The sequence below is a fragment of the Chroogloeocystis siderophila 5.2 s.c.1 genome, from assembly GCF_001904655.1.
Lineage (GTDB): Bacteria > Cyanobacteriota > Cyanobacteriia > Cyanobacteriales > Chroococcidiopsidaceae > Chroogloeocystis > Chroogloeocystis siderophila.
In genome coordinates, this window is sequence record NZ_MRCC01000008.1 from 37,540 (window position 1) to 53,556 (window position 16,017).

The 16,017-nt window shown below is 42.1% G+C and carries 12 protein-coding genes; 5 read left to right on the top strand and 7 right to left on the bottom strand.

Annotation, left to right across the window (positions count from 1 at the left end; translation table 11 throughout):
• Nucleotides 1-5: 5 nt before the first annotated feature.
• Complete coding sequence (locus tag NIES1031_RS10980; protein ID WP_073549591.1) at nucleotides 6-1,253, bottom strand: glycosyltransferase family protein; 1,248 nt, start codon at nucleotides 1,251-1,253, stop codon at nucleotides 6-8.
• 323 nt (nucleotides 1,254-1,576) lie between these two features.
• On the opposite strand from NIES1031_RS10980, the gene NIES1031_RS10985 reads away from it, so the two are divergent.
• The 3 genes from NIES1031_RS10985 (at nucleotide 1,577) to NIES1031_RS10995 (ending at nucleotide 7,241) form a co-directional block, all read left to right on the top strand.
• The gene (locus NIES1031_RS10985) at nucleotides 1,577-5,575 is read left to right on the top strand and encodes a magnesium chelatase subunit H (protein WP_073549443.1); all 3,999 of its coding nucleotides are present in this window, start codon (nucleotides 1,577-1,579) and stop codon (nucleotides 5,573-5,575) included.
• 71 nt (nucleotides 5,576-5,646) lie between these two features.
• On the top strand, nucleotides 5,647-6,219 hold the full coding sequence (locus tag NIES1031_RS10990) for a Uma2 family endonuclease (RefSeq protein ID WP_073549444.1): 573 nt from the start codon (nucleotides 5,647-5,649) through the stop codon (nucleotides 6,217-6,219).
• Between the two features lie 260 nt (nucleotides 6,220-6,479).
• Nucleotides 6,480-7,241, top strand: coding sequence for a class I SAM-dependent methyltransferase (locus tag NIES1031_RS10995; RefSeq protein ID WP_073549445.1), 762 nt, complete (start codon nucleotides 6,480-6,482; stop codon nucleotides 7,239-7,241).
• 96 nt (nucleotides 7,242-7,337) lie between these two features.
• On the opposite strand, the gene NIES1031_RS26000 is transcribed toward NIES1031_RS10995, so the two are convergent.
• The 5 genes from NIES1031_RS26000 to patD form a co-directional block, all read right to left on the bottom strand.
• On the bottom strand, nucleotides 7,338-7,496 hold the full coding sequence (locus NIES1031_RS26000; protein ID WP_269086007.1) for a HepT-like ribonuclease domain-containing protein: 159 nt from the start codon (nucleotides 7,494-7,496) through the stop codon (nucleotides 7,338-7,340).
• Between the two features lie 26 nt (nucleotides 7,497-7,522).
• A complete protein-coding gene (locus NIES1031_RS11005) occupies nucleotides 7,523-7,834 on the bottom strand; it encodes a nucleotidyltransferase family protein (protein ID WP_330219963.1) in 312 nt (103 codons plus the stop codon).
• A gap of 133 nt (nucleotides 7,835-7,967) precedes the next feature.
• A complete protein-coding gene (locus NIES1031_RS11010; RefSeq protein WP_073549446.1) occupies nucleotides 7,968-9,014 on the bottom strand; it encodes a fatty acid desaturase in 1,047 nt (348 codons plus the stop codon).
• Between the two features lie 213 nt (nucleotides 9,015-9,227).
• Complete coding sequence (locus tag NIES1031_RS11015) at nucleotides 9,228-10,853, bottom strand: dipeptide ABC transporter ATP-binding protein (RefSeq protein ID WP_218596781.1); 1,626 nt, start codon at nucleotides 10,851-10,853, stop codon at nucleotides 9,228-9,230.
• Between the two features lie 317 nt (nucleotides 10,854-11,170).
• Nucleotides 11,171-11,536: a heterocyst frequency control protein PatD gene (patD, locus tag NIES1031_RS11020; RefSeq protein WP_073549447.1), complete on the bottom strand. Its 366-nt coding sequence runs from the start codon at nucleotides 11,534-11,536 to the stop codon at nucleotides 11,171-11,173.
• 287 nt (nucleotides 11,537-11,823) lie between these two features.
• Between patD and NIES1031_RS11025 the strand changes: the two genes are divergently transcribed.
• Nucleotides 11,824-14,109 carry a RelA/SpoT family protein gene (locus NIES1031_RS11025; RefSeq protein ID WP_073549448.1) on the top strand — a complete coding sequence of 762 codons (2,286 nt, stop codon included), beginning with the start codon at nucleotides 11,824-11,826 and terminating at the stop codon, nucleotides 14,107-14,109.
• 104 nt (nucleotides 14,110-14,213) lie between these two features.
• Here the strand turns inward: NIES1031_RS11025 and NIES1031_RS11030 are convergent, their stop codons facing one another.
• Nucleotides 14,214-14,690, bottom strand: coding sequence for a helix-turn-helix domain-containing protein (locus NIES1031_RS11030; protein WP_073549449.1), 477 nt, complete (start codon nucleotides 14,688-14,690; stop codon nucleotides 14,214-14,216).
• Between the two features lie 313 nt (nucleotides 14,691-15,003).
• Between NIES1031_RS11030 and NIES1031_RS11035 the strand changes: the two genes are divergently transcribed.
• Entirely contained in the window at nucleotides 15,004-15,597 is a 594-nt protein-coding gene (locus NIES1031_RS11035; RefSeq protein ID WP_073549450.1) for a calcium-binding protein, read from the top strand.
• Nucleotides 15,598-16,017: the final 420 nt, after the last annotated feature.

Genomic DNA, 16,017 nt, shown 5'->3' on the forward strand with positions numbered 1-16,017 from the left:
CTTTCTTAATCAATAACTTCTTTGACGATGCTGGCTAGTTTTTGGGCTGCGCCAGATTCGCCGCGAATGTGACGAAGTTGTTCGTGCATGGCTGCTAGTTTTTCAGGATGGTTTAAGTAATCTAAGGCGAGTTCTGCGACGGCGTGCGGTTGTAAATTGCCGACAAGTTCGGGAACAACTTCAGACTTTGCCCAAATATTAGGCCATGCGAGTAAGCCTAGGCGTCTTAATGCTAGCCAATTAATTATTTTTGCCATGCTAGAGCCAACAACTGGTAAATTTGCTAATAGTCCTGGAAGTCCATCCCAAGCCCGCATCGCATCGAGTTGTTGCGTAGGAAGTAACACAATCATTGGTACAGCTAAAGCGCCTAATTCTGCTGTGTTCGCACCGACAGTTGTTAAGCACAGACTGCACTCGGCAAGTAAGTCATACGCAGGGAACTGCGTTTCTAACTCGACACGCAATCCGGTATTTGTTTTTAAAAATGGACGCGCCTCGGTTGTCATTAATTCAGCACTGACACCACCCAAACGCTCGATCATCGAATTGAATTGTGGATTCGCGCACTTGGCTAAAGTTTCCAAATCGAGTGTAGGCGCGACTGGAATCACAAATTCTGTTTCAGGTTTTTGATCGTGAATGTGTTGTGCGATCGCCAATCCTAACGGTACACCTTGAGTCAATTTTGCCGGCTTTGATCCTGGCAATAACCCAATCAATTCTTGTCGTCCCCTTACCCCTCGCCCCTCATTCCTCACCCCTTTTGATGCTTCTGCCATCAAGTCACCAACAACAGTAAACTTATGCCTGTATTGTGCAGGAATGCGCTCAATCAATTCAGCTTTCATTACACCAAAGCGATCAATCCAGCGATACCATCGCGCGTCCCATTCGGCATAAATAACGGTGCGGTAGCCGAGACGTTTGCCAATCACAACCGAAAAAAACTGATCCCCACCCAGAAAGAGAACGACACCGTGCTTGCGCCAATCCCAATTTGCGGCAGTTTTCCCTGTTAAAAGAAATTGCCAGAAATGTTCTGCGTCTTGAACGCGATCAACTTCTGGGTAACTTTGTGCGATCGCCGCTTCTTTACCACTTGCATTCGGACACGGCGACAAAATGACAGAAATACGGACTTGGGTGGAATCGCTTCCTAAGTGTTGACGCAATGCTTTGACAACCGGACGCACCCACGTTGTAATTTCTCCTGGACCATTCGAGAGAATCAAAATATCAATTTCGGGCATAAGTTGCATTATTAGCGGTAATCGGTAACGGGTAATTGTTGCTTAACACATTCTCGCTAATAACCAATTACCAGTTAGCAGCCTTAATGTGACGTTTGTTCTCACTCATTCGCTTATACCTCTAATAACTTTTATTAATTAGACATAAAGTTCATACTTGATGAGTTGTCAACAAATAAAAAGAATTATTGCAACATATTTATCAAATTGTGTCAGTTAAGCGCGCAAATTCTCGACAGGTAAGCATTTTCTGGTAAAAATCACTTCATAGCCTAAAAAAAAGAGAACACAAAACACGCATTGTCTTAAGGAGCCTTACCTGAATGTTTACACACGTCAAGTCCACCATTCGTCACATTGCTCCTGAAAGTCTCCAGGGACGTTCTTTAATCAAGGTGGTCTATGTCGTGCTTGAGTCACAGTACCAAAGTGCATTATCTCAAGCGGTACGCACGATTAATGCAAACAACTCATCTGTGGCTATTGAAATTAGCGGCTACTTGGTTGAAGAACTTCGAGAGGCAGGTAATTATGAGGACTTCAAACGCGACGTTGCCGAGGCAAATATATTTATCGCTTCATTAATTTTTATTGAAGACTTAGCAGACAAAGTTGTCGCCGCCGTCGAACCACACCGCGATCGCTTAGATGCAGCGGTTGTCTTTCCTTCAATGCCGCAAGTGATGCGCCTTAACAAAATGGGTAGCTTCTCGATGGCACAGTTGGGGCAATCTAAAAGTGCAATAGCACAATTCATGCGCAAGCGCAAGGAAAAATCAGGCTCGTCGTTCCAAGATGGAATGCTCAAGCTGTTGCAAACGCTACCAAAAGTGCTGAAGTACCTACCTATGGACAAAGCACAAGACGCGCGTAACTTTATGTTGAGCTTTCAGTACTGGCTGGGTGGTTCCGCCGAAAACTTGGAAAACTTCTTGCTGATGTTGGCAGATAAATACGTACCTTCATTGCAGCAAAAGGTAAAATTCCAAGATCCCGTAACGTATCCTGATATGGGAATTTGGCACCCGCTAGCACCACAGATGTTTGAGGATGTTGAAGAATATTTCAACTGGTACAACAGCCGTAAAGACATTTCTGCGGATCTCAAAGATCCCTTAGCTCCTTGCGTTGGTTTAGTGTTGCAACGTACGCATCTTGTCACGGGTGATGATGCGCACTACGTCGCGATGGTGCAAGAAATCGAGGCAATGGGCGCACGAGTCATTTCGGTGTTTGCAGGTGGTTTAGACTTTTCTAAACCTGTAGATGCTTATTTTTATGATAAGGGGCGAGGAGCGAGGAGCGAGGAGCGAGGGAAAGGAGTTCCAATAGTTGATGTGGTGATTTCGCTGACAGGTTTTGCGCTCGTTGGTGGCCCAGCTAGACAAGATCATCCGAAAGCAATTGAGTCACTCAAGCGTTTGAATCGTCCATACATGGTGGCATTGCCATTAGTGTTTCAAACTACCGAAGAGTGGCAAGATAGCGATTTAGGATTGCACCCGATTCAAGTCGCATTGCAAATTGCGATCCCCGAACTCGATGGTGCGATTGAACCGATTATTCTATCAGGAAGAGACGGGACAACCGGAAAAGCGATCGCACTTCAAGATCGCATCGAAGCTGTTGCGCAACGAGCATTAAAATGGGCAAACTTGCGCCGCAAGCCAAAACTACAAAAGCGCGTAGCAATTACTGTCTTTAGCTTCCCACCGGATAAAGGTAACGTTGGAACAGCGGCGTATCTTGATGTGTTTGGCTCGATTTATGAAGTAATGCAGTCATTGCAGCGGAATGGCTACGACGTGCAGAACTTGCCAGAATCTGCCGAAAAGCTGATGCAAGAAGTGATTCACGACGCACAAGCACAATATAGCAGCCCTGAACTCAATATCGCCTATCGGATGTCAGTTCCGCAATACGAGGAGCTTACACCTTATTCAGAAAGATTAGAGGAAAATTGGGGACCACCGCCAGGACATCTTAATAGCGATGGACAAAATCTGCTGATTTACGGCAAACACTTCGGTAATGTCTTTATCGGTGTACAGCCAACATTTGGTTACGAAGGCGATCCGATGCGGTTGTTGTTCTCACGATCTGCAAGCCCCCATCATGGTTTTGCTGCTTACTACACATATTTAGAACGCGTTTGGCAAGCTGACGCAGTATTACACTTTGGTACGCATGGCTCGTTAGAATTCATGCCAGGAAAACAGATTGGGATGTCTGGCGAGTGCTACCCTGATAACTTGATCGGTACGATTCCGAATGTGTACTACTACGCGGCGAATAACCCTAGCGAAGCCACAATCGCCAAACGCCGCAGCTACGCAGAAACGATTTCTTACTTAACTCCCCCTGCGGAAAATGCTGGGTTATATAAAGGTTTGAAGGAACTGAGCGAACTAATCGCTTCGTATCAAACGCTCAAAGACAGCGGACGCGGAATTCCGATCGTGAATACAATTATGGACAAGTGTCGCATTGTCAATTTGGATAAAGATATTGCTTTACCCGAAGTTGATGCGAAAGATATGTCGGCGGAAGAACGCGATAAAATTGTCGGTTCAGTGTATCGCAAGTTGATGGAAATCGAGTCGCGACTTTTACCGTGTGGTTTGCACGTGATTGGTAAACCACCGACAGCAGAAGAAGCGATCGCAACTTTAGTGAATATCGCCGGACTTGATCGCCCAGAAGAAGAAATTTTGAGTCTACCTCGAATTATTGCGAATAGCATTAATCGCGATATTGATGAAATTTATCGCAATAGCGATCGCGGTATACTCGAAGATGTGCAATTGTTGCAAGAGATCACCCTCGCGACACGCGATGCAATCAGCGCTCTAGTCAAAGCCCAAACTGATGCAGATGGACGAGTTTCTAAGGTTTCTAAACTCAATTTCTTCAATATGGGTAAAAAAGAGCCTTGGTTAGAAGCATTGCATCAAGCAGGCTACCCCAAAGTTGATCCCCAAGCGTTGAAACCGCTGTTCGAGTATATCGAATTTTGCTTACAACAAGTTGTCGCCGATAACGAACTTGGTGCATTACTCAAAGCCCTAGAGGGTGAATATATTATTCCTGGACCTGGCGGCGATCCGATTCGTAACCCTGATGTTCTCCCCACTGGCAAAAATATCCACGCCCTCGATCCTCAATCGATCCCCACAACTGCTGCGGTACAATCTGCCAAAATTGTTGTCGATCGCTTGATTGCACGACAAAAAGCCGATAATGGCGGTCAATATCCCGAAACGATCGCGTGTGTTCTTTGGGGTACCGACAACATCAAAACTTATGGCGAATCCCTCGCACAGATTATGTGGATGATAGGTGTACGCCCTGTTCCTGATGCATTGGGAAGAGTCAACAAACTCGAACTGATTCCTTTAGAAGAATTAGGACGCCCGCGTATTGATGTTGTTGTTAACTGTTCGGGTGTGTTCCGCGACTTGTTCATCAATCAAATGAACTTACTAGATCAAGCTGTCAAAATGGCAGCAGAAGCCGATGAACCGCCCTCGATGAACTTTGTCCGCAAACACGCCTCGCAACAAGCCGAGGAAATGGGGATCAACTTGCGTCAAGCTGCTACCCGCATCTTCTCAAATGCTTCGGGTTCTTATTCATCTAACATCAACTTAGCCGTCGAAAATAGCACTTGGGATAGTGAAGCTGAGTTACAAGAAATGTACCTCAAGCGCAAATCATTTGCCTTCACCTCCGATAACCCTGGCACAATGGAAGAATCGCGGAAAATTTTTGAAAGTGCTTTAAAAACTGCAGAAGTCACCTTCCAAAACCTTGATTCTTCCGAGATTAGCCTTACCGACGTTTCACACTACTTCGACTCTGATCCTACAAAGGTAGTCGCGAGTTTACGCGGTGATGGCAAAACCCCAGCAGCTTATATTGCAGACACTACAACAGCTAACGCGCAAGTCCGTACCTTATCCGAAACTGTGCGCCTCGACGCCCGTACCAAACTACTTAATCCCAAGTGGTACGAGGGAATGTTGAGTCACGGTTATGAAGGTGTCCGCGAACTCTCAAAACGTCTTGTCAATACAATGGGTTGGAGTGCAACAGCAGGCGCGGTAGATAATTGGATTTATGAGGATACGAACACCACATTTATCCAAGATGAAGCAATGCGTCAGCGGTTAATGAATCTGAACCCGCATTCATTCCGTAAAGTTGTCGCGACTTTACTAGAAGTCAACGGACGCGGTTATTGGGAAACTAGTGAAAGTAATCTCGAACTACTCCGCGAGTTGTATCAAGAAGTCGAAGACCGCATCGAAGGAATTGAGTAGCTTTATATTATTAGTGTAGTGCGGGCAACTTGCCCGCCCCACTTTCTATTTTTTTTGGGATAAAGCATCTAATGACATCCCTAACACTCAACCTCAAACCTGTTATTGAATTAACAGATGAGCAATTTTTTCAGCTATGTCAGATTAATGAACTTGTTAGATTTGAACATAACCCAGATGGCACGTTATTATTAATGCCACTTGTTGGAGGTTTAACAAGTATTCGCATTGCCAATCTGATTTATCAACTGGGGATGTGGAATCAAGACAAAACAGGAATTGCATTTGCTGCGACTGGGTTTATACTACCAAATGGTGCAGTCCGTGCCTCAAACGTATCTTGGTTACAGCGCGATAAATGGAATGCACTGACTAAAGAACAACAAGAAAAATTTCCGCCCGTTTGTCCTGATTTTGTTGTAGATTTGCGCTCCAACGTAGATTGTTGGCAAAGACTACAAAGTAAAATGAATGAGTATCGAGATAATAGTGTTCAAATAGGCTGGTTAATTGATTTAGAAACTCAACAAGTTGAAATTTATCGACCCAATCGCGAAATCGAAGTTTTACACTCTCCTGCTACTTTGTCAGGAGAAAATCTTCTAGATGGGTTTATTTTAAATCTTGAAACAATTTGGTATTAATTAGAATATTAAAATTGTCCCTACTCTAAAAAAATGCAGTGTGAGTCAACAAGATAAACTGCTAGCTAAAATTTTATTAGGTACTTCTGATGCAAACATTCCTAAACTAAAGCAACGGGTGATGACTGCCTAAAATATGTTATTTAGTAACTGGTGATTGGTCATTGGAAAAAATATTTGTTAAGAGTTATCCATTAGCCATTATCTATTACCTAGCAGAAAAAAAATAAAACATTGTTTACTCTTTAACTATTGATAAAATGACTAATCAATGGGATGCTAAACTCTATGACCGCAACCACGCTTTTGTTTCAGAATTAGCAACAGATTTAATAGATTTACTTGCACCCAAAACAGGCGATCGCATTCTTGATTTAGGTTGCGGTACAGGTTATCTCGCTGACAAAATTGCCAGTCAAGGAGTAGAAGTAGTTGGGATTGACTATGCTGCAACGATGATTGAACAAGCGCGGAGTAACTATCCACATTTACATTTTGCAGTTGTTGATGCTAGAGAATTGCAATATAAAGAAGAATTTGATGCTGTATTTTCTAATGCTGTACTTCATTGGATTACAGAACCAGAAAAAGTCATATTGGGAATTCACCAAGCTTTAAAAACAGGTGGACGTTTTGTGGCGGAGTTCGGTGGTAAGGATAATGTAAAAGCAATTACTACAGCATTATATCAAGCTTTAAAAAATGTTCGTTATCCTATAGATAAAAAACTAAATCCTTGGTATTTTCCAAGTATTGCAGAGTATGGAAGTTTATTAGAAAAACATGGCTTACAACTCGTATTTGCTACTCTCTTCGATCGCCCCACTCGTCTAGAGGATGGCGAAAAAGGACTAGCCAACTGGTTGAAAATGTTTGCTAATAGTTTTTTAAATGCGTTTTCTCCTGAACAACAAGTAAGTATTATTTCTGATATAGAAAATCAATTACATCCAGTGTTGTATCAAAATGACACTTGGTTTGCTGATTATCGCCGTATACGGATTGTTGCTGTGAAAGAGTGAAGATTTAAAACCAATTCTGAAGAACACCTAATTGCTATCTTGAATATCGTATTTTAGCAATGCTTGAATGTGAGCTATCAAAGGAGGTAAATTATTTTAAACTGTATTCCAAAAAATTCTTAAATTAATTTGAAAGTATTCATGAGCAATTACATTTTGCATATTACTCATTAGTTGCCAAGGAAATTGAGGATACTGTAATTGAACATGAGGAACATTAACAGTTTCATTTTGCTCAAATTCCTCAAAACTCATGTTGGCTGTACAACGTTGAATACTATTTACAGAATTGAGAATGTCTTGAACATGGATTTGCCCGTTTCTAGAAGGCACAAATTACATCCTTCAACACAGACAGGTTCTTGCAAATGTTCTCGTAAAGCATCTTTAGTGCCTAAATCCACTGCACATCCTAAAATATCTTCTAGATAATGCTGAACTCTAAATAGCTCAAATAATCCTGCATCAATCGAAAATTCAACTAAAAAATCAACATCACTCTCAAATGTTGCCTCATTTCGAGCCACAGAACCAAATAATTCTAAAGATTTGACTTTTAGTTTCTCTAGCTTTTCCTGGTATGCTGCCAAAATTAATAAGACTTCTTACAGTTTCATTGCTAGATAATATTGCGGGCTTGTCCCTACTTAAATCTATCATGGGACAAAGTTGCAAGTAAAAGGAAGGATAGCCCAAATGGCTATCCCATAATTTAGTTAATTTAAATTACCGACTGATACCATGATAATCTTGAAAAGATCGATAGCAATTCTTTTGGTCATAGAGATAACATTCATCAGTAATCTGCTGCATTAAAGACCAGGAAAATTGCGATTCTTTATGAAGATACTCTGCCCAATTTTCTTTTAAGCTGCTGTACGCTAAGCGTAAATTATACGAAGGAATTGCAGTAGAAATATGATGTGGAACGTGAACATTAATATCGTGGCAGAGAAACTCAATCCAACGCGGATAGTTGCAGTGAAGTGTACCAGATAGTTGCGCTGTAGCTGCATTCCAATTGCTAGCTGGATGAAAAGGAACGTCTGATACGGTGTGATGAACTAGCGTAAACGTACTCATCCAGAAGTGGTAAACTAACCAGGGCATCAGCCAAAATTTCACAAAGCCCCAAATTCCCGTTGTCGCGATTAAAGCTGGAAAAGCGATCGCCGCAAAGATCGCCACAACTGATACTGATAGCTTCACCTGATTGCGGTTCTTACCAGAAAACTGCGACCAATCAAAATGCATAATTGCCCAGTGTGCAATTGATCCTACCCACCAAAATCGACCGCGTACTAAGCGATAACCCCATTGGGTAAATTTATCTGAATTTGCAAAAACTTCGGGGCGAAATGGTTGCCAAGCGTTGTCTATATCAAGTTTATTTGTATGTAAGTGGTGGTGATTGTGCAGTAGCCGCCAACTATGAAACGGATAAATCAACGGCAACATAAAGATATGTCCAACTAAATCGTTTACCCAACGGCGTTTTGCAAACGATCTATGTCCACAGTCATGCGCAATCACAAAAAAACCGGTTAATGCTGTACCGGTAAAAATCCAAAATAGCGGTAGTAGATACCACGGTGCGATCGCTATACCTGCGTAACCTAAACCAACCAACAATACATTCGTTAACAACCCTAACCAAGCTTTGCGTTGATTTTGCTGAAAACATTCTTTTGGTAAAGTTTTGAGAATATCTTTGAGGCGAATATCTGTACCTTCATTGGTTGGAATCGAACGCGGTGTCGTTAATGTAGTCATGAATACCTAAACAAAGTGTGCCACATCGCTGCCAAACTCCCTAGCAAACGAGTTGCTGTTAAGTTTTGTATAGAAGCGCTTTGAAATTATAACAATGTCAGGCGATCGCTAGAACACTGTAGTTCTACTCATTTGGAAAGAATTTATCGGATATTTGTTGAGAAAAATTTGCTTGACAACTTGCTGTTTTTGTGAGTAGCAACTAGCCACTAGTTAAGTTTTTGCGAGTAAAGGGGCAGCTTGTAGTAAAGTTTGCGTGTAGGCGTGTTTTGGATGATGAAAAATTTCCTGTGTAGAACCAATCTCAACAATTTGACCTGCATTCATCACTGCAATGCGATCGCATAAAAATCTTGCTACCCAAAGGTCGTGCGTAATAAATAAATACGTTAAATCAAACTCGCGCTTCAATTCCAGCATCAAATCTAATACTTGCGCTTGTACGCTAGCATCCAGCATACTCACAGGTTCATCGCAAATGAGCAGTTTGGGATGTGTAATTAATGCACGGGCGATCGCGACTCGTTGCTGTTGTCCGCCAGAAAGATGACTTGGATATCGTTCATAATACTCTGTAGCAGGTGTTAAACCAACTCGTTCTAGCATTTGCAATGCTAGCTTTTTTGCTGAAGTTGCATCAGCCAAGTGATGAATCAACAAGGGATCAGCAATACTTTGTCCCACTGTCATGGCAGGATTAAGACAAGCATGAGGATCTTGAAAGATCATTTGCATTTGTCGCCGATAAGAACGCAATCCTGCTTTTGGTAAGGCAGTAATATCTGTTCCTTGCAACTCTACTTTTCCTGATGTTGGACGAATTAGCTGCAAAATTGTCCTTGATAGCGTACTCTTACCGCATCCTGATTCGCCAACTAATCCTAAAATCTCTCCCTGATACAGTTCTAAACTGACTCCATCAACTGCTTTGATTGTTTGATTTTTTCCTTGAAATAGTCGTTCGATAAAATTACTTTCTAGAGAATAATGTTGTTTTAAGTCTGTTAGTCGTAAAATTGGATGGCGCTCGCGATTGCCTACAACTTTATTTCCTCCAGCTTGGAGGTGCAATGCGGCGTTAAGAAGAGAATGTGTATATTCATGCTGGGGATCGCGAAAAACCGACTGCGAAGCACCGATTTCAACTAACTTCCCATGATACATCACACCGATGCGATCGCAGTATTCCCCGACTAAGGCTAAATCGTGCGAAATCAATAACAGCGCCATATCGCGATCGCGGCACAAACGAGTTAACTCTTGTAATATCTGCGCCGCCACTGTCACATCTAAACTCGTTGTCGGTTCATCTGCCACAATCAACTTGGGATTGAGTAACAATGCAAGTGCAATAGCAACTCGTTGGCGCATTCCACCGCTAAATTCATGCGGATATTGACTCCAGCGACTCGCAGGTATTTTCACAGCTTCGAGGGTTGCGATCGCCGTTTCTTTGGCTTGGCGCTGTGATAAATGCGGTTGATGCGCTTTCAGCGTTTCAGTGCAATGATCCCCGATTGTCATCAACGGATCGAGGCGTGTCATGGGATCTTGAAAAATTAAAGCGACAGCTTCCCCACGAAATTTACGCAACTGTGCAGGAGTAAAATCAAAAACTGATTTTCCCTCAAACGTGACTTTACCCTCAATTTGCGTCGATGTTGGTAATAACCGCATAGCGGCGCGCCCTAGCGTTGACTTTCCACAACCCGATTCCCCCACTAATCCTAGTCTTTCCCCACGATTGAGTGTTAAAGACACATCATCAACAGCCCATTGTAATTGCTGCGTTGCGTTGCGTTGCGGATAAGCAACTTTGAGATTTTCAATACAAAACAAAGCTTCGCTCATAAGGGTATTCTGCAATAAATTTTTGCGGCGATATGAGTGATGTGTCAAAGGCATGATTACATAAATGCGATCACGGCGATCGTTAACAATATTAGGTAAATATTTTTGCACCTCATTCAGCACATCTGACAAAGAAAAAAATATAGATTAAATCTCAAAAGCCTATATCTGCGCCAAAATTGAGGCGAGTGAGAGGGCGCAGGCTAATGCATGGGGGATTTAGGGGCGAGTTACGGCAACTGCTTATGTCAGAACTTCCAAACATCCACAGACTTTTTTATAAAGAGTGGTAGCAACTTTGACCACTATTCACCGACCTTTAACAAAACCTGGCAATAGTTGATTAAAGTTTGAATTCTGGTAAAAACTCGGGCTTTTCGCGCTGCAATTGTTGCCGGTTGTCGTGCTGCTTGCAAAAAGCTGACATCAACGCCTAGTAGCCTTAGCTGCTTATCAATTTCCGTATGATACGAATGGACGCGCGATGCAACGCTCGGTGCTAAATTGCTCGTATCCATAGTAACGATTTGCTGCCGAAACAGCTGTTGTGCTTGCTCAAATACTCGACGCAGTTGAGTAAAGTCTAGCTGCGCGCTATTAGCATTTGCTTGTAACTCGTCGAGAATCGCAGCAAATTCTTGATAGCTCTGATAATGAAAATTAGACAACATTCAGTGGCTTCTTACGATATTATTAATGTAAAGAATTTTGTCCCTTAGCATAAACTCTGTTCCAGAGCGAAAGCTTACTCATGCTTATCTGCAAGTTTGAGTAAATCGTGCAAGTTTTGGAAAGTTTAATATTTCTCGCAGCTAATACTTAGCACAATCTACGCGATGATAATTTTACTCTATAAATTTATTGATTAATGTTTCGTTATATTCATCCTTTATAAGTAGTGGAGTCTTCCACACATATCTTATCCAACATCCACCATCCGTATTTACCGCCCGATCCTATGAACGCCGCTGTTTCCACCGTTACTCATGCTACCGCTCCCGTCGCCTTTGATGTCGAGCTTCCCGAATGGCTGCAAAAGTGTTTGGTTGCACCGCAGGAGAGTCATCAACCTTCGGAGCAAGACAATAGCTTGATTTGTCGGGCTTTTAGCTTCGCGTACGATCTACATCAAGGTCAATACCGCAAATCTGGCGAACCTTATATTTGTCACCCCGTAGCTGTCGCCGGTTTGTTACGCGATTTGGGTGGTAGCAGCGCGATGATTGCTGCGGGATTTCTCCATGATGTCGTTGAAGATACGGATGTCTCAATTGAAGAAATTGAACAGCGCTTTGGGAATGAAGTTCGTCAGTTAGTTGAAGGGGTAACAAAGCTTTCTGAATTTTCGCAGAAGTTTTCTAGCAAAACTGAGCGCCAAGCAGAGAATTTTCGGCGAATGTTCTTGGCGATGGCGAAAGATATCCGCGTGATCGTAGTGAAACTTGCCGATCGCCTTCATAATATGCGGACATTAGAACATCTCGCACCCGAAAAACAGCGGCGAATTGCCTTAGAAACGCGCGAAATTTTTGCACCGTTAGCGAATCGGTTAGGAATTGGACGCTTCAAGTGGGAATTAGAAGATTTAGCGTTTAAGTACCTAGAACCTGAAGCCTATCGGCAAATTCAAGACTTAGTAGCTGAAAAACGGGCGAATCGAGAAGCTAGGCTAACACGCGTCATCGACGTGTTGAAAGCGCGGATGGAGCAAGCTGAAATTAAATGTATCGATATCAGCGGTCGTCCGAAGCATCTTTACGGAATCTACCAGAAAATGCAGCGGCAACAAAAAGAATTTCACGAAATCTACGACATCGCCGCGATTCGGATCATTGTCAATACCAAAGAAGAATGCTACCGCGCTTTAGCCGAGGTTCACGATGCGTTTAAACCCATTCCAGGTAGATTTAAAGACTACATCGGCTTACCAAAGCCTAACCGCTACCAATCATTACATACAGCCGTTGTCGGTTTTACTGGGCGTCCATTAGAAGTTCAAATCCGCACGCTAGAAATGCACCACGTCGCCGAGTACGGAATCGCGGCGCACTGGAAGTATAAAGAAACAGGAAGTTCTAGCCATAGTCAACTCAAGACAAGCGAGGAAAAATTTACCTGGTTGCGCCAAATCTTAGAATGGCAAAATGACCTCAAAGATGTCAATGATGCGCAAGAATATCTTGATAGCGTCAAAGATAACTTGTTTGAAGACGACGTTTATGTTTTTACCCCGAAAGGTGATGTCGTTTCGCTGACCGCAGGCGCAACTCCTGTTGATTTTGCCTATCGTATTCACACCGAGGTCGGAAACCATTGTTGCGGAGCGCGTGTCAATGAGAGAATGGTAACGCTAGATACGCCATTAAAAAACGGCGACATCGTAGACATTCTGACGCAAAAAAATAGCCATCCGAGTTTAGATTGGCTCAACTTTGTGGTGACGACTGGAGCAAAAAACCGTATTCGTCAATGGTACAAGCGATCGCACCGCGAAGAAAATATTGCGCGGGGACGCGAGTTGTTAGAAAAAGAACTCGGTAAAACAGGCTTTGAGGCGCTACTGAAATCAGAACCGATGCAAGCCGTTGCTGAAAAATGTAACTATCATAGCGTCGAAGACCTCTTGGCGGCGTTGGGTTACGGTGAAATTACACTTAATCTTGTTCTCAATCGCTGGCGGGAAATTATTAAAGCCCAACAACCAATCGCGCAGACACCAGATGTCACCGTTTTACCGTCTTCTACCAAAACACATAAAGAACCGCTACCCAGTTCGCGATCCGATTCTCCCATCGCGGGTGTCGAAGGCTTGCTGTATCACTTGGCAAAGTGTTGTACGCCGATTCCAGGCGAACCAATTATCGGAGTTGTCACGCGCAATAGTCGCGGTATTTCAATTCACCGTCAAGGATGCCAGAATGTTGAGAATATCGAAGGCGATCGCTTAATTCCTGTCAGTTGGAATCATAACAACTCCGAAAGAAGTCGCCCGCAGACTTACACCGTCAATATTCAGATCGAAGCAATTGATCGCGTGGGAATTCTTAAAGATATTCTCTCACGTCTCAGCGATCAAAGCATTAATGTGCGCAATGCTCAAGTCAAAACATCCGACGGGCAACCTGCTTTAATTGATTTAGGAATTGATGTCCGCGATCGCACTCAGCTTGAACAAGTTTTTGCACAAATTAAGAAAATGAGCGATGTTATTAATCTACGCCGCATCGGTCAGGCTGAAGACTAATGTAGGCTAGCGATTAACTGTTTGCGCATATTGTTTTGTCTTGACTTGATTAATAATGATGTTGTCACCCTCAGTGACTACACGTGCCAAGCAAAATTCTGTATTTAACGCTTGGCATTTTTGCTGGGCGCAGATAGTACTATTAAAGAGCATTCGCTGCACTGTTTGAGCATATTTATCGCGACTAAATGCTGATTTAATGTTGTACTGTTAGTGTCGTAGTGCGCTAGTTTCGTTTCAAAAAATGTTCTTTTCAGTACATCTGTAGTATTTTGATTATTCTTACTATTGCTATCTGCTGCAACTGTACTACATTGCTCTGCTAATACACGAATAGACTGTCTTCTAATAACTGAGCGAAAATTACTTTTTGTGACGTTTTCTGCGAAAGCCTGCGAAAGTAAAATCCATAATTTATAACCAACGTTTTTAATATAATTTGCCTCATATCCATAACTTTCTGCAATTTCTGGATATGTTTTACCTTCCCAAGATTGGCGCAAAACTAGCTCTTGTACATTATTTAAAGAAATGTTTTCTAAAGCTGCATCTACGACAAGTAGTGCTTGTTCAATATCCATTATTCAACAAAACAGCGATGTTTATAGTACTTTATTTTGCTTCCTAGCTTACCCGCAGATTTACAGACAACAGATCAGTGAGTTCACCGAAATTTATCTAAGTTTCCAAAACTTTTTTATGAAGTGTGACTATAAGTGACTTTAAGTGACAGACAAAAATCGGTGGATACACTTAAATTTGATCTAGCTTCAAAGTAAAGCAAAACTGCCTCAGTGTATTTATCAAATTCACTCCGAGGAAATACGTAAAACATTAACAAAATCTATAGTTTTTATCGCGTATCAAAGATTAGAGAATAGAAGGGAAATTAATATGGCAAAGTTTCATGGAACCACTAAAGCTGACTATCTATTAGGTTCATCATCTAATGACATCATTTATGGCTACCAAGGCAGCGATACCCTAGTAGGGGAGGCGGGAGACGATATTCTTTACGGCGGCGGCGGTGATGACTATCTTGATGGTGGTGCTGGTAATGATATGCTGCGGGGTGGTACTGGTAATGATACGCTCTTTGGTGGTGCTGGTAATGATACTTTGCTTGGTGGTACAGGTAATGACTACCTAATCGGCTTTGCTGGTAATAATCACCTCAAAGGTGGTCAAGGTAACGATACACTCGAAAGCGGTATTGGAAATGATACTCTCACCGGTGGCGCAGGTGCAGATATCTTTATCTTAAATAACCCTTCCGCCTACGCAATGATTCAAGACTTCAATGGAAGGCAAGGAGATATGATCGTTGCTAGTTATATGGGCTTTTATAACGGTACATTCACTTATAACAGTAGTAGCGGAGCGCTACTTTATAATGAAGTTATCAACCAGCAGGTTGTTGAACGCCAAGTCGCTCAACTTCAACCAGGTACAATGTTTGATGTCGAGACTCAATTAATGTTCTGGTAAACAGTCTCTCATAACTTATACGGTTCCCCATCCTCTGCATGGGGATTTTTTATGTCATACACATAAAGCGATTGTGCTTATCCTTGCGGGTATTAATTATTAATTAAGACAAACACTAAATTTCTACTTTTTGATAGATGCAATTTTATCATTTATTTATAAACTGATTTAGCTCGCGTTTTCTAAAACTAAAAGATTAATTAATGTTCATAAATTTTTCATCAAGTCTTTACATAAAATTTATACAATTAACGAATCAAAAGTAATACTTTAATATTTAGCGATTCTGATATCAGGAGGATTTACCTATTTTAGCTTTAGGATATAGCTTTAGGATAATCTAGAAATGATTCAATCTATTTTAAAGTATTTGTTTATGAAAAATCCAGCAATCCTCTTTATCAGTCTCTAAAGTAAGAT

What these genes read in the sequence shown, in the direction of transcription:
- NIES1031_RS10980 (WP_073549591.1), bottom strand. Translation starts at nt 1,253, where the DNA reads ATGCCCGAAATTGATATTTTGATTCTCTCGAATGGTCCAGGAGAAATT.
- NIES1031_RS10985 (WP_073549443.1), top strand. Translation starts at nt 1,577, where the DNA reads ATGTTTACACACGTCAAGTCCACCATTCGTCACATTGCTCCTGAAAGT.
- NIES1031_RS10990 (WP_073549444.1), top strand. Translation starts at nt 5,647, where the DNA reads ATGACATCCCTAACACTCAACCTCAAACCTGTTATTGAATTAACAGAT.
- NIES1031_RS10995 (WP_073549445.1), top strand. Translation starts at nt 6,480, where the DNA reads ATGACTAATCAATGGGATGCTAAACTCTATGACCGCAACCACGCTTTT.
- NIES1031_RS26000 (WP_269086007.1), bottom strand. Translation starts at nt 7,496, where the DNA reads ATGAGTTTTGAGGAATTTGAGCAAAATGAAACTGTTAATGTTCCTCAT.
- NIES1031_RS11010 (WP_073549446.1), bottom strand. Translation starts at nt 9,014, where the DNA reads ATGACTACATTAACGACACCGCGTTCGATTCCAACCAATGAAGGTACA.
- patD (WP_073549447.1), bottom strand. Translation starts at nt 11,536, where the DNA reads ATGTTGTCTAATTTTCATTATCAGAGCTATCAAGAATTTGCTGCGATT.
- NIES1031_RS11025 (WP_073549448.1), top strand. Translation starts at nt 11,824, where the DNA reads ATGAACGCCGCTGTTTCCACCGTTACTCATGCTACCGCTCCCGTCGCC.
- NIES1031_RS11030 (WP_073549449.1), bottom strand. Translation starts at nt 14,690, where the DNA reads ATGGATATTGAACAAGCACTACTTGTCGTAGATGCAGCTTTAGAAAAC.
- NIES1031_RS11035 (WP_073549450.1), top strand. Translation starts at nt 15,004, where the DNA reads ATGGCAAAGTTTCATGGAACCACTAAAGCTGACTATCTATTAGGTTCA.